A 13,966-nucleotide genomic window follows, 5' to 3' on the forward strand; every position below is an offset into this window, starting at 1 on the left:
GTGGCCGCCGAGACCCTCATTCCGGAGGAAATCCAGTCCTTCACCGTCACGCTGATCATCCGCCGGTTCAACCCGGAGGTCGACGACGAGCCGCACTGGGAAGACTTCGACGTGCAGTTGTACCCGACCGACCGGGTGCTCGATGCGCTGCACAAGATCAAGTGGGAGCAGGACGGCAGCCTGAGCTTCCGCCGCTCCTGCGCGCACGGCATCTGCGGTTCGGATGCGATGCGCATCAACGGTCGCAACCGTCTCGCCTGCAAGACCCTGATCAAGGACCTCGACATCACCAAGCCGGTGTACGTGGAGGCGATCAAGGGCCTGCCGCTCGAGAAGGACCTGATCGTCGACATGGAGCCGTTCTTCGAGTCGTTCAAGGCCGTGCAGCCGTTCCTGGTCGCCAACAACGCACCCACGGACGGCAAGGAGCGCATCCAGACTGTCGCCCAGCGCGAACGCTTCGATGACACCACCAAGTGCATCCTCTGCGCCGCGTGCACGTCGAGCTGCCCGGTCTTCTGGACCGACGGTCAGTACTTCGGGCCGGCCGCGATCGTCAACGCGCACCGGTTCATCTTCGACTCGCGCGACGACAACGCCGCGGTGCGCCTCGACATCCTCAACGACAAGGAGGGAGTGTGGCGCTGCCGCACCACCTTCAACTGCACCGAAGCCTGCCCGCGCGGAATCCAGGTCACCCAGGCCATCGCGGAGGTCAAGCAGGCCATGGTGCGCGGTCTGAAGTAACCACGACCGACGGTAGCCGGTGGCGTCGACTCGGGTTTCGCCGCCACCGGCTGGTCGAGGTGTGTCCGGTCGATTCGACCGGCGTCGGAGAGAAGTCTCGACCGTCGCACGCTGCCCGACCGTCTGCGTCCGAGTCCGTCCGCTTCGCGGGCGGGGACGCCGGCCATCCAGCCTCGGGTGGTGGGTGGCCGGTGGGCGGTTCAACACTGAGATACTGCCGGACCGCCGCCGAGGCCGCAAGAGCTGAGACGCGCTCATCTTGCAGTACACCCCCGAACTGGGGGTGCCTGGCCGTTCTCGGTCGCCCTCTGGCTAGGCTGGAGCCGTGACGCCAGCCGCATCCACCCCCGTGAAGCCGCTCGCCCGCCTGGTCAAGCGGGTCAAGGCCTGGCGCCCGGTGCGCGCGGTCACCCATTTCTCGGACGCCCGTGGCGCCCTCCTCGCCGGCGGCATGACCTACCAGGCGGTCTTCGCGATCTTCGCGGCCATCTGGGTGGGCTTCTCCATCGCGGGGCTCGTGCTCGGGTCGAACGACCAACTCATGTCCGCGCTGATCGGCATCATCAACCAGTCGATTCCCGGGCTGATCGCCACGGGCGGGGTGATCGACCCGGAGAAGCTCACCAACACCGGGGAGCTGACCTGGATCGGCGCGGTCGCCCTCGTCGGTCTGCTGTGGACCACCCTCGGCTGGCTCTCGACGACGACGCAGGCCGTGCGCACCATCTTCGGGATGCCCAGGGACTCCACCTTCTTCGTGCTCGCCAAGCTGCGCGAACTCGGTCTCGGCATCCTCTTCGGCCTCGCCCTGATCGTGTCCGCGGTGATCTCCCTGGCCAGCACGGAGTTGCTCGGCTTCATCCTTGGCCTGCTCGGCGTCTCCCGGGAGTCCTTCTGGTTCAATGCGGGCGCGCGCACGATCGGGCTCCTCGTGGTGCTGGCCATCGACACGGCCACGCTGGCGGCGCTGTTCCGGGTGCTCTCCCGGGTCCACATCCCGCTCCCGCAACTGGTCCGTGGTTCACTGGTAGGCGGAGTGGCGCTGGGCGCCCTGAAGGTGCTCGGCGGCAATCTGCTCGGCCGCACCGGAGCGAACCCGCTGCTGGCCGCCTTCGCGGTGATCATCGGTCTTCTGATCTGGTTCAACCTGATGAACACCGTGATCCTGATCACCGCCTCCTGGGTCGCGGTGGGCATGGAGGCGGCAGGCATCCCGGCGACGCCCATCGACAAGGAGCAGGCGGCGCGCGACCAGGCGGAGCGGGAGGCGGATGCCCGCCGAATCGCCGCCCTGGCCGAGCTCCGGGACGCCACGGAAGCCCGTGAACGCGCCGACTGGCGACACCGGTGGGCGGCCACCCGGCGGCTTCACCGGGCGCAAGAACGGGCGGAAGAATACGCAGACCCGGCGCCAGCGGGAGAAACCGTCCACCCAACCTAGACTTGGACCATGCCGTCCACGCCTGCTTCCCCCTCGCCTGCCCAGCCGCTCCGCATCGCCAGCATCAACACCAACGGGGTGCGTGCCGCCTACCGCAAGGGCATGGGCGACTGGCTCGCCCGGCGTGACGTGGACATCCTTGCCATCCAGGAGGTGCGCGCGTCTACCGAAGACCTCGAGGGGCTGCTCGGCCCGGAGTGGAGCATCCTGCACGACCCCGCGAGCGCGAAGGGGCGGGCGGGGGTGGCCCTCGCCAGCCGCTCCACGGCGGCGATCCACCGGGTCGAGCTCGGCGCGGCCGACTTCGACAGCGCCGGCCGCTGGCTCGAGGCCGACTACGAGGTCAACGGCAAGATCGTCACCGTCGTGAGCACCTACGTGCACTCCGGCGAGGTCGACACCCCCAAGCAGGTCGAGAAGTACCGTTTCCTCGACGCGATGCTCACCCGGCTCCCCGAGTTGGCCGCCCACAGCGACCGGGCAGTCGTGCTCGGCGACCTGAACGTCGGCCACCGCAAGTTCGACATCAAGAACTGGCGCGGAAACGTGAAGCGCGCCGGGTTCCTCCCCGAGGAACGTGCCTACTTCGACCGGATCCTCGGCGCCGAGGACGAACCCGGCTACAACGACGGAGCAGGCCTGGGCTGGGTCGACGTCGGCCGCAAGTGGGCCGGAGAGGTCGACGGGCCGTTCACCTGGTGGTCCTGGCGCGGGCAGGCCTTCGACAACGACACGGGCTGGCGCATCGACTACCAGCTGGCAACGCCGACCCTGGCGGCATCCGTCACCAACTACGCGGTGGACCGCGCCGCCGCCTACGACCAGCGCTGGTCGGACCACACGCCGGTCGTCGTCGACTACCTCGTCTAACCCACCGTTCCCCCACGCCGCCGGCAATCCCTGCGGCCCACGCCACGAAAGATTCCATGACCAAGCCCCGCCTCTACTCGGGCATGCAGCCCTCCGCCGACTCCCTGCAGATCGGTAACTACATCGGCGCCCTGCTGAATTGGAAGGCGCTGCAGCAGACGCACGACGCCTACTTCTCGATCGTCGACCTGCACGCGCTCACCGTGGCGCAGGACCCGGTCAAGCTGCGGGAGAACACCCGGCGAACCGCCGCACAGTACATCGCGAGCGGAATCGACCCGTCTGCGTCGACGCTCTACGTGCAGTCGCACGTCGCCGCGCACGCCCAGCTGGCCTGGCTGCTCAACACCATCACCGGGTTCGGCGAGGCCAGCCGGATGACCCAGTTCAAGGACAAGTCCGCCAGGCAGGGCGCGGACTCGACCACAGTCGGACTGTTCGCGTACCCGATGCTGATGGCCGCCGACATCCTGCTCTACGACACCGAGATCGTGCCGGTCGGCGAGGACCAGCGCCAGCATGTCGAGCTCACCCGCGACCTTGCGGCACGGTTCAACGCCCGGTTCGGGCAGACCTTCGTCGTTCCGGAGGTCGACATCGTCAAGGAGACCGCGAAGATCTACGACCTGCAGAACCCCACCTCGAAGATGTCGAAGTCGGCCGAATCCCACGCCGGGGTGATCTGGTTGCTCGACGAGCCGGCCGTCACCGCGAAGAAGATCATGCGCGCGGTCACGGATGCCGATGGCGGCATCGTCTTCGACCGGGAGAACAAGCCGGGCGTGGCCAACCTGCTCACCATCTACTCCGTGCTCGCCGAACGCACCGTGCAGTCGATCGAGGACGAGTACGCCGGGCGCGGCTACGGTGACCTGAAAAAGGGACTCGCCGAGGTCGTCACCGGCACGTTCGGACCGATCCGGGCGCGCGTGCTCGAGCTTCTGGCCGACCCGGCGGAACTCGATCGACTGCTCGCCCACAACGCCGACCGGGCCGCGGGCGTCGCCAACGCCACCCTGGCCCGCGCCTTCGACCGCGTCGGACTGCTCCCCCGGGCCTGACCATGAGGCCCGTCGAACTCTCGTCGCCGCTGGTCCGGCTGGACCAGCCGACCTCGGGCGATGCCGAGGCCATATTCGAGTACTGTCAGGATCCCCTGTTCGAGCGGGTCCTCACCGTGCCATGGCCCTATGGCCGCGAGGATGCCGCTTCATTCATTTCCGGGTATGTCCCCGCCGGGTGGGCATCGGACCGGGAATACACCTGGGCCGTGCGTGCGCCGGGCTCCCCCGAGTTGATCGGCGTGATCGGGCTGCGCGTCCCCAGCGGCTCGATCGGCTACTGGGTGGGAGCGCCCCACCGAGGCCACGGCTACATCCCGGAGGCCCAGCGGCTCGTCGCCGACTGGGCATTCTCGACCGGCGTCGTCGACGCCATCACCTGGCAGTGCGTGCCCGGGAACATCGCCTCGGCCCGCACCGCCCGGAAAATCGGCTTCAGCTTCGTGGGCGAGATGCCCGCCGACCACCCTCACCGCGACGGGTCGTTCCCGCCGGCCTGGACCGGACGTCTTCTCGCCACCGATGACCGCGCGCCGAAGGCGGGTTGGCCGGCCGACGTGGTCGCCGACTAAGCCATGTGCGCGCTCGTTCCCTCCGTCGTCCTCTTCGATCTGGATGACACCCTGTTCGCGCACGTCGGCGCGGTCGCTGACGGCATTGTTCGGCACCTCGCGGCCATCGGCGGACCGTTCGCCGACATTGACCCGGTCGGGGCGGTGGCGCTCTGGCAGGAGCTGGAGGAGCGGCACTATCACTCCTACCTCGCCGGCCGGCTGGACTTCCCCGGTCAGCGTCGCGAGCGCGCCCGCGGCTTCGCCGCCGCACACGGGGTGCCCCTGTCCGATCAGGAGTCGGTGGACTGGTTCGCCGCCTATTTCGAGCACTACCGGGCGAGCTGGCGGCTGCATGACGACGCCCTGCCGTGTCTGGAGGCCCTCGGCGCGGCGATTCCGGGCATCCGTTTCGGCCTGATCACCAATGGTGAGCTCTCGCACCAGCAGCCGAAACTTGTGCGCACGGGCCTCGACGGCCGGCTGGAACGGGTGATCACCTCGGCCGCGTTCGGCGTCGCCAAACCCGACCGCCGGATCTTCGAGCACGCCTGCTCGGTCTTCGGGGTGACCCCTGGCGACGCAGCCTACGTCGGGGACCGGCTCCGGACCGACGCGATCGGAGCGGCCGCCGCCGGGCTCACCGCGGTCTGGCTCGACCGGCGGAACGCAACGGTTGACCCGGCGGACGCCGCCGACGCCGCCCACCTGGGCGTGCTCCGGATCACCGGCCTGGCCGACCTGCCGGCCGCCCTCGCCCGCTGACCCGCCGGCCCCGGGCGCCCTCGCCCGCTGACACTCGGCGTGGTCGCCAACGCTCCTGGTGTGGCTAACTCAGGAGAACCGAGCGACTCTCGCAAATTCGGCCCGAAGACACGGGGTCCCGCACTCGCCGGGGCTGAGTTCTCCTGAGTTAGCCCCCGACCGGAGGCCGGTTCCGAACGCCTCGACGGTGATCGGTCAGTGGATCACGGTGAGATAGTGGCGACTCGCAGCCAGCAGGCCGCTGATGGCCGCCGTGACACGTTCCGGGTGATGGATGATGTCGCGATACAGCAGACGAAGGCTCAGGTAGCCCCTCATCGCCAACTCACAATCGCGTGCTCGGTCGCGTGCCTGGGCGTCCCATCCCTCATGGAATTTTCGGCTGTCGGCCTCGACGACAAGGCATCCCTCGATGAGCATGTCGACTCGGCCTACCCCGTCGATCGTCACCTGGATCTCGAAGTCGAAGCCGGCGTTCTTGACGATGAACCGGAGCACGGTCTCCTGTCCCGACTCGCTGCGTGAGTCGATGAGCGGGCGCAGGTACTGGACACCTTCGGGGAGCGCGGCGAAGATCGCCGGAATGGCCTTCGGTTTGATGAGGCGTTGATGCAAGGCGTTGTCGAGGGAGGCGAGGGCGAATCGCGGTTCCTGACACCGGACGATCTGCACCAGCGCGTCGGCCAAACCGATGCTGTATTCCGACCCGGATTCCGGCTCGATCAACTCTCCCCAATGTAATTCCACGCCGTCGCGATTGTGGGCACTGAGCAACTGGTGACGGTCGTGAGGCGCGCGCAACCGGGACGCTGTCGGAACAAGAAGAACGTGGGTGAATGTGCTGTCGAGTACGAAGACACCGGCGTGCGCTGCCGCGGAAACGCACGCAAGCCGTCCCCCCAGTCGCACGGCCGCGAGAATATGCGGGTCAACCCCGGGCAGGGCGTAATGCCCTCGCCTGACCCTGATCAATGAACCGCCCTCCGTCGCTGCCTGCAGCGCGCGCCAGCTGGCCCCGCCGGCGACGAGTGCCTTCGTCTCGGCGATACGCACGTCATTCTCGCGGAAGTAGTCAGTCCAGGTCATGCCGGGAAGTGTCGTGGAACTCCCGCACTGCCCCCCGGGAGGCTCGACATCTGTGGACAGGACGGGACCGCGCCGGTTGTGGACAACAGCAAGCGGGCGACGTGCCGTGGCTAACTCAGGAAATGTGCGGCACGGGCGTCATTGGGCCGCACTGATCCGGGACCGCGCGTCGTCGGCGGGGAGGATTTCATGAGTTAGCCACAGCGCCACCGTCGGAGGGGAGGTGGGACGGCGGAAACCCGGCGGCCTGGGTGGACGCCGGGTTTCCGGGGGTGCGGTGGTGCGGGGTGGGCGGTGGGCGGTGGGGCTAGAGGACGTCCTCGTCGACCCAGTCGAGGGACTTGGTGACGGCCTTCTTCCAGTTGCGCAGCAGGCGGTCACGCTCGGCGACATCCATCTGCGGCTCCCAGCGGGCGTCTTCCTGCCAGTTGGCGCGGAGCTCGTCGAGGCTGCTCCAGAAACCCACGGCGAGGCCGGCCGCGTAGGCGGCGCCCAGCGCGGTCGTCTCGGCCACGACCGGACGCACGACGGATACGCCGAGGATGTCGGCCTGGAACTGCATCAGCAGGTCGTTGGCCGAGGCCCCGCCGTCGACCTTGAGCTCGGTCAGCGGAACGCCGGAGTCCGCGTTGACCGCGTCCAGCACCTCCCGGGACTGGTACGCGATCGCCTCGAGCGCGGCCCGGGCGATGTGACCCTTGTTCACGAACCGGGTCAAACCGACCAGGGCGCCGCGGGCATCGGCGCGCCAGTACGGCGCGAACAGGCCGGAGAAGGCCGGCACGAAGTAGGCTCCGCCGTTGTCCTTGACCGAGAGGGCCAGCGCCTCGATCTCGGCGGCAGAGCCGACGATTCCGAGGTTGTCGCGAAGCCACTGCACGAGTGACCCGGTGACGGCGATCGCACCCTCGAGCGCGTAGTGCGGCGCCTCGTCGCCGAGCTTGTAGCCGACCGTGGTGAGCAGACCGTTCTTGGATTGCACGATCTCGGTGCCGGTGTTGAAGATGAGGAAGTTACCGGTGCCATACGTGTTCTTGGCCTCACCCTGGTCGAACGCGGCCTGGCCGAATGTTGCCGCCTGCTGGTCGCCGAGGATGCCCGCGATCGGTGTCTCGCGCAGCAGGCTGTGCTCGCTGGCGTGGCCGTAGACCTCGGAGGAGGAGCGAATCTCGGGCAGCATCGACTTGGGCACGTCGAACGCGGCGAGGATGTCGTCGTCCCAGGCCAGGGTCTCCAGATCCATGAACATGGTGCGGCTGGCGTTGGTGACGTCGGTCGCGTGCACGCCGCCCTCGAGCCCGCCGGTCAGGTTCCAGAGCACCCACGAGTCGGTCGTGCCGAACATCAGCTGGCCGGCGTCGGCCTTCTCCCGGGCACCCTCGACGTTCTCGAGGATCCAGACGATCTTGGTGCCGGAGAAGTAGGTCGCCAGGGGCAGGCCGACCTGCTTCTTGAACCGCTCGACGCCGCCGTCGGCGGCGAGCCGGTCGACGATCGGCTGGGTGCGGGTGTCCTGCCAGACGATGGCGTTGTAGACGGGAAGACCGGTGGTGCGATCCCAGACCACGGCGGTCTCGCGCTGGTTGGTGATGCCGACGGCGTCGATGTCGTGGCGGGTGAGGTTGGCCTTGGAGAGGGCCTGGCCGATCACCTCACGGGTGTTGTTCCAGATCTCCATCGGGTCGTGCTCGACCCACCCGGCCTGGGGGAAAATCTGCTCATGCTCGAGCTGGCCGGTCGAGACGATCGACCCGGCCTTGTCGAAGATGATCGCGCGGGAACTCGTCGTCCCCTGGTCGATGGCGATGATGTACTGGGCCATTGATAACTCCTTTGTTGATCGTGTGGTTCAGGTTATAGGTGTGGCAATTGAGTGTCTGGCGGGCGCGGCGTCCGTCGACGGATGCCGCGGAGCCGGTGCGGCCTAGGCCAGGAGTGGCAGGAGAAGTACCGAGGACCAGCCGGCGAGCAGCCCGCCGATGACCGGGCCGACGACGGGAACCCACGAGTAGGCCCAGTCGGAGGAACCCTTGCCCTTGATCGGCAGCAGGAAGTGTGCGATCCGGGGCCCGAGGTCACGGGCCGGGTTGATCGCGTACCCGGTCGGCCCACCGAGCGAGGTACCGATCACGATGACCAGCAGCGCAACCGGCAGGGCGCCGAGGGCCGCCAAACCGCCGTTTTCACCCTGGCGTCCGCCACCGAAGGCGAGCACCACGAACACCAGCACGAAGGTGCCGATGATCTCGGTGACGAGGTTCCAGCCGTAGGATCGGATCGCCGGACCGGTCGAGAACACGCCCAGCTTGTTGGCCGCGTTCGGCTCCTGGTCGAAGTGCTGCTTGTAGGCCAGCCACACGAAGACCGCGCCGATTAGAGCGCCGATCATCTGTGCACCGATGTAGCTCAGGACGGAGACGGCGTTCACGGGAACGCCCGAGCCGAACTCGGTGGCACCGGAGGCCACGAGGCCGAGGGTGACCGCGGGGTTGAGGTGCGCGCCGGAATTGTAGGCGACGACGACACCGGAGAAGACGGCGAGGCCCCAACCGATGGTCACCATGAGGAAGCCACCGCCGACGCCCTTGTTCTTGGCGAGGGCTACGTTGGCGACCACTCCGCAGCCGAGGAGAACCAGCAGGGCAGTGCCCACCACTTCCGAGAGAAAAACGATACCGAGATTGTCCACTATGACGCCTTTGTTTTGATGGAAACGGATGGTCCGGCAGAAGCCGAATTCTGAAAACCTATCGATTCAAGCGGACGAGAGGGGCGATTCCGGGTGCACATCCGTGCAGATCCGGGTCCAGCCACAGTCGCGGGTTCGATCGACAGGTCACCGCTCCTCCTCGCCCGGGCGGCGAGAAGGTCGGTCAGCCAGGCAGCCCGGCGGGGCAGCCCGGACGGGCCAGGCCCGGCGGGGCAGGCTAAGCAGGGCAGGTCAGATCAGGTCAGATCAGATCAGATCAGATCAGATCAGATCAGGTCAGGCCAGATCAGATCAGATCAGATCAGATCAGGTCAGGTCAGGTCAGGTCAGGCGATCGTCTCGGCCGGCACGGACGCCAGCCGAACCCCGTGCGCGTCCCGAAGCATGGTCACGGTGAGCTCGACCTCTCGGGCGCGAGCTGCGGCATCCCAGCCGAGGACCGGGGCGATCACGGCCGCCAGCTCATCGAGCAGCGGCGGGGTGAGCTCGCCCCGGAAGGCCAGGCTGGTGCGGCGGAGCACGAGGTCGAGCAGGTGCATCACCGATTCCGTGGCCGCGAGGTATTCGATCTCCCGTCGGCTGTAGCCGTCGTGGTGGACAAGCGGGGCATCGGCTTCCTCGGTGAGCCAATCGATGACGTCGGAGGCGCGGGTACCGTAGCGGGTGAGCAGGGTGGCAGCGCGCGGGGCCCCCACCTCGTCGCCGTGCGCCGTGATCCAGACCTGGTGGGCGGCATCCGTCATCGGGAAGTCACGCCCGCCGCCAATGAAGAGCCCGACGGTGGACACCACCCGTGGCAGGCCGAGCAGGCGGAGGATGTCGCCGCTCAGGTGTTCGGCGAGGGCGCGGAACGTGGTCCACTTGCCCCCGACCAGGCTGAGCAGCGTGCCGGGGCGGTCGCCGAGTGGGCGGGACTCGATCCGGTAGTCGCGGGAGACGAAACCGGGCTGTTCGTCGTCGTGCCTCGGCAGCGGGCGCACCCCGGCGAATCGGAAGACGATCTGCGACCGGTCGACGGCGACATCTGGGAATACGTGCGTGACCAGCTCGAAGAAGTAGTCGACCTCGTCTTCGGTGCAGCGGGCAGGCTGCGTCATGTCGTGCTCGAGGTCTGTCGTGCCGACCAGCACCCGGCCGGCGAGCGGGTAGATCAGCACGATGCGGCCGTCCTTGTGCTCGAAGAAGATCTCGCGCCCGCCGGTCGCGGCGAGCAGTTCGGGGTTGTCGAGCACGATGTGCGAGCCCTTGGTGCCGCCCATGTAGGCGCTGGCCTGGCCGAGCGCCGCGTTGGTGAGGTCCGTCCACGGCCCGGAGGTGTTGACGACGACGTCAGCCTGGAAGGCGAACTCCTCGCCGGTGACCGTGTTGCGCAGGCGCACGCCGTCGGCATCCATCCCGATGGCCTCGACGTAGTTCGCGCTGCGGGCGTGCGGGCCGGCGGCGAGGCCGTCTCCGAGCACGTCGAGGGCGAGGCGCTCCGGGTCGTGCATCGACGCGTCGTAGTAGGTGGCCGTGTACTTGAGCGAAGGGTTCAGCCGGGGCAGCTGGCGCAGCGATTCCTTCGCCCCGCGGAACTCGTGCCGGGGCACGGTGCCGCCGTCGCGCGAGAAGGAGTCGTACAGGGTGAGGCCGACCTTGATCAGCAGGGCGCCGCGTTCCTGCGCCGCCCCCTGCCGGTGGGTGAGGAAGCGCAGCGGAGCGCTCAGCACCCCGGAGAAGGTGGAGAAGATCGGCACCGTGGTCTTCAACGGCTTGACGTAGTGCGGAGCGATCTTGAGCAGGCTGTTGCGCTCCTCGACGGACTCCTTCACGAGCCGGAACTCGCCGTTCTCGAGGTAGCGCACCCCGCCGTGGATCATGTGCGAGGAGGCGGCCGATGCCCCCGAGACGTAGTCGCCCTTGTCCACGATGACCACATCCACGCCCTGCAGCGCGAGGTCACGGAAGGTGGCGATGCCGTTGATGCCTGCCCCGATGATGAGGACTTTCGCTCGGGGGTTCGCCTGCACGGCGGCCTGGGCCGCGATCGCTGTGTTCTGCACTGTTCGCTCACTTCTGTGTGGGTTCGCAGCCGTGAAGCACTCACAGCCGGCTCAACGTCGATTTGCACTCCGGGCAAACCTCGTGGGTCAATACAGCTTGACTACGTCCACACAAACGGTCAAGCTGACTGAACATATGTGCAAGGAGCGGGAATGACTCTGCCGAACGAACTAACGCTTTCGAACCGGACCAGCGACGCGCTGACCGCAGCGCACCTCTATTACATGCAGGACCTGACGATGGATGCCATCGCCCATGAGCTCCACACCTCGCGATCCTCGATTTCCCGCCTGCTCAGCCAGGCCAGGGCCAGCGGTCTCGTCGACATTCAGATCCGCTCCCCCCTCGACGCGACGAGCAGCCTGGAGAAGGTCATCCTCGACCGATACCATGTCGCCGCGCACGTCGTCCCCGTTCCCGATCACGCCAGCGACGTCGACCGGCTGGAACGGGTGGCCCTCTCGGTTGCACGGATTCTCGGTCAGTTCTTCGATTCGAACATGACCATGGGCATCGCCTGGGGTTCGACCATGAACGCGATCAGCCGCCACGTGACCCCGAAACGCACCCACAACTCTCAAATCGTGCAGCTCAACGGCGCCGGCAACATGCGCACGACCGGCCTCGACTACGCCAGTGAGATCCTGCGCCGGTTCGGCGACGCGTTCGGCGCCCACGTCGAGCAGTTCCCGGTGCCTACCTTCTTCGACGACCCCGCAACCCGGCAGGCGCTCTGGCGGGAACGCGGCGTCATTCGGCTCCTCGAGCTCCAGGGTCGGATGGACGTGGCCCTCTTCGGTCTGGGCTCCCCGTTCTCGGATGTCCCCAGCCACGTCTACGCCGGCGGTTACCTCGAAGACGCAGACTTTGACGCTCTCGGCCAGAGCGGTGTCGTGGGCGACGTGGCGACGATCTTCTTCCGCGCCGACGGCTCCACCGACGGCATCCCGCTGAACCAGCGCAGCACCGGCCCCGACTTCGCCGTGCTGCGCCGCACGCCGCGCCGAATCTGCGTCGTGTCCGGCAGCTCGAAGCTGGCCAGTCTGCGCGGGGCCCTGGCCGCCCGGGTGATCACCGACCTGTACATCGACGAGGGAACGGCGCGGGCCCTGGCCGATTCCTGAGCGAGTCGGTCGGGGCGGCTGCCCGCGAGCGCTGACAGGGTGAAGCGGCGCCCGGAATTCACCATCCTGGCGCCGCCTCTATCAGCCACTCAACGTGACTTCACCACCGTCTCCCACCGGCCGCCACGGACTCGGCGGCGGGAGCGAGTGTCAGTGCGCTCCGACCAGGTCTGGTGCGTGCTTCTGCACGTACTTCACGGGGGCCGGCAAACCGCGCGCCTTGCGAACGGACCGGGAGAGCCGCTCGATCGACTTGAGAGCGTCCACGACGTCGTTGGCGGTGACCACGAACGGCATGTTGTGGATCGTCTCACCGGGCAGAGTGGCAGCCTTGCCGATGGCCTGCAACTCCTTCTCGTCGTCGATCGAGAGGCCGATCTCCGTGAGCGTCGTCGGCAAGCCGACCAGCGTGGTGAACTCGATGAAGTCCTCCACCTCGGCCCGGGGCGCACCCTCGAGCACAAGCTGAGCCATCGAACCGATGTTCACCTTCTGGCCGTGGGTGAGACCGTGGGTCTGCGGGGCGGCGGTCAGCCCGTTGTGAATGGCGTGAGCCGCTGCAAGGCCGCCCGATTCGAAGCCGAGCCCTGACAAGAGCGTGTTCGCTTCGACCAGCTTCTCAAGCGCCGGGGTGACCAGGTTGTCCCGAACGGCGTCGAGAGCCGGCAGCGCGTTCTCCCAGATGACATCCCACGAGAGCTTGGCGAGTGCCGTGCCCGTCTGAGTCGGCAGGCCGCCGGCCATTGTGGTCGCGTTGGCCGTCGCCGTGGCTCGCGCCTCAAGCCACGTTGCGAGGGCGTCGCCGACTCCCGCGATCAGGAATTCGACCGGTGCATTGGCGACGATCTGGGTGTCGATGAGCACGAGGTCGGGGTTGCGGGGGAAGAACCGGTATTCGACGAACTCACCCTCGTCGTTGTAGATCACCGCGAGAGCGGAGGTGGGCGCATCGGTCGACGCCACCGTGGGCACGCTGGCCCAACGGATGCCGGCGAGGTACCCGGCGGCCTTGGCCGCGTCGACGGTGCTTCCGCCACCGACGCCGACAATCACATCGGCGTTGGTTTCACGGATCTTCTCGACCAGCGCATCGACAACGGCCGCCGTGGCGAACTTGCCGAATGCGGCCCGCTCTACGCGGAGATCGGCGGCAGCGAAACTCGCGGCCACCTGTGCGCCTGCGAAACCCCAGACGACGTCGTCAGCGACGATCAGGGGCGAGGTGCCGATCTGGGCAACGAACTCGCCGAGGCGCTCAATCGCTCCCTTGCCTTGGACGTAACGTCCGGGACTCATTACTGTGCGGATTGGAGTGGTCATCGTAGACCTTCTTCCTAGTCGAACTGCGTCTACATCTTCGTGGGACGGTAACGGCGAACCTTTCTGGCTCACAGATTTCACACTATGCCCGCCGTCGCGGCTGAATTCCGGGGGCCCGGTCGGAAGGGCAGCGGGCGGGAGGTCCCGGTCCCGGTCCGGCACGTATGCCCACTACGGGGGCCAGACGCTCTCCGCCTCGTTCACGGCGTAGTCCCGCGGCAGTCGACATTTTTTATGAATGGCATTCA

General features: G+C 67.5%; 12 protein-coding genes. 7 read left to right on the top strand and 5 right to left on the bottom strand.

All coding sequences use genetic code 11. The features are described from left to right. The 6 genes from QMG61_RS12990 to QMG61_RS13015 all read left to right on the top strand — a co-directional run bounded on the left by QMG61_RS12990 (position 1) and on the right by QMG61_RS13015 (position 5,435). Entirely contained in the window at positions 1-747 is a 747-nt protein-coding gene (locus tag QMG61_RS12990) for a succinate dehydrogenase iron-sulfur subunit (RefSeq protein ID WP_283494750.1), read from the top strand. 325 nt (positions 748-1,072) lie between these two features. Beyond that, positions 1,073-2,188, top strand: a complete 1,116-nt coding sequence (locus QMG61_RS12995; protein WP_283494751.1) for a YhjD/YihY/BrkB family envelope integrity protein — start codon at positions 1,073-1,075, stop codon at positions 2,186-2,188. A 9-nt stretch (positions 2,189-2,197) separates the two neighbouring features. Next, positions 2,198-3,058 carry an exodeoxyribonuclease III gene (locus QMG61_RS13000; protein WP_283494752.1) on the top strand — a complete coding sequence of 287 codons (861 nt, stop codon included), beginning with the start codon at positions 2,198-2,200 and terminating at the stop codon, positions 3,056-3,058. Positions 3,059-3,114: 56 nt separating this feature from the next. Further along, entirely contained in the window at positions 3,115-4,119 is a 1,005-nt protein-coding gene (trpS, locus tag QMG61_RS13005) for a tryptophan--tRNA ligase (RefSeq protein WP_283494753.1), read from the top strand. A gap of 2 nt (positions 4,120-4,121) precedes the next feature. Beyond that, positions 4,122-4,691 carry a GNAT family N-acetyltransferase gene (locus QMG61_RS13010; protein WP_283494754.1) on the top strand — a complete coding sequence of 190 codons (570 nt, stop codon included), beginning with the start codon at positions 4,122-4,124 and terminating at the stop codon, positions 4,689-4,691. 3 nt (positions 4,692-4,694) lie between these two features. Beyond that, positions 4,695-5,435, top strand: a complete 741-nt coding sequence (locus QMG61_RS13015; protein WP_283494755.1) for an HAD family hydrolase — start codon at positions 4,695-4,697, stop codon at positions 5,433-5,435. Between the two features lie 195 nt (positions 5,436-5,630). Here the strand turns inward: QMG61_RS13015 and QMG61_RS13020 are convergent, their stop codons facing one another. The 4 genes from QMG61_RS13020 to QMG61_RS13035 all read right to left on the bottom strand — a co-directional run bounded on the left by QMG61_RS13020 (position 5,631) and on the right by QMG61_RS13035 (position 11,273). Then, positions 5,631-6,521, bottom strand: a complete 891-nt coding sequence (locus QMG61_RS13020) for a DUF559 domain-containing protein (protein WP_283494756.1) — start codon at positions 6,519-6,521, stop codon at positions 5,631-5,633. Between the two features lie 307 nt (positions 6,522-6,828). Continuing rightward, positions 6,829-8,343: a glycerol kinase GlpK gene (glpK, locus tag QMG61_RS13025; RefSeq protein ID WP_283494462.1), complete on the bottom strand. Its 1,515-nt coding sequence runs from the start codon at positions 8,341-8,343 to the stop codon at positions 6,829-6,831. A gap of 102 nt (positions 8,344-8,445) precedes the next feature. Further along, on the bottom strand, positions 8,446-9,210 hold the full coding sequence (locus QMG61_RS13030; RefSeq protein ID WP_502847039.1) for an MIP/aquaporin family protein: 765 nt from the start codon (positions 9,208-9,210) through the stop codon (positions 8,446-8,448). 347 nt (positions 9,211-9,557) lie between these two features. Beyond that, on the bottom strand, positions 9,558-11,273 hold the full coding sequence (locus QMG61_RS13035; protein ID WP_283494757.1) for a glycerol-3-phosphate dehydrogenase/oxidase: 1,716 nt from the start codon (positions 11,271-11,273) through the stop codon (positions 9,558-9,560). Positions 11,274-11,426: 153 nt separating this feature from the next. Between QMG61_RS13035 and QMG61_RS13040 the strand changes: the two genes are divergently transcribed. After that, a complete protein-coding gene (locus QMG61_RS13040; RefSeq protein ID WP_134510335.1) occupies positions 11,427-12,398 on the top strand; it encodes a sugar-binding transcriptional regulator in 972 nt (323 codons plus the stop codon). A gap of 150 nt (positions 12,399-12,548) precedes the next feature. Here QMG61_RS13040 and QMG61_RS13045 read toward each other — a convergent pair whose 3' ends face one another. Then, complete coding sequence (locus tag QMG61_RS13045; protein ID WP_134510334.1) at positions 12,549-13,718, bottom strand: glycerol dehydrogenase; 1,170 nt, start codon at positions 13,716-13,718, stop codon at positions 12,549-12,551. Between the last annotated feature and the right edge of the window lie 248 nt (positions 13,719-13,966).

The organism is Cryobacterium sp. PH31-AA6 (genome assembly GCF_030063195.1).
Taxonomy (GTDB): Bacteria; Actinomycetota; Actinomycetes; order Actinomycetales; family Microbacteriaceae; genus Cryobacterium.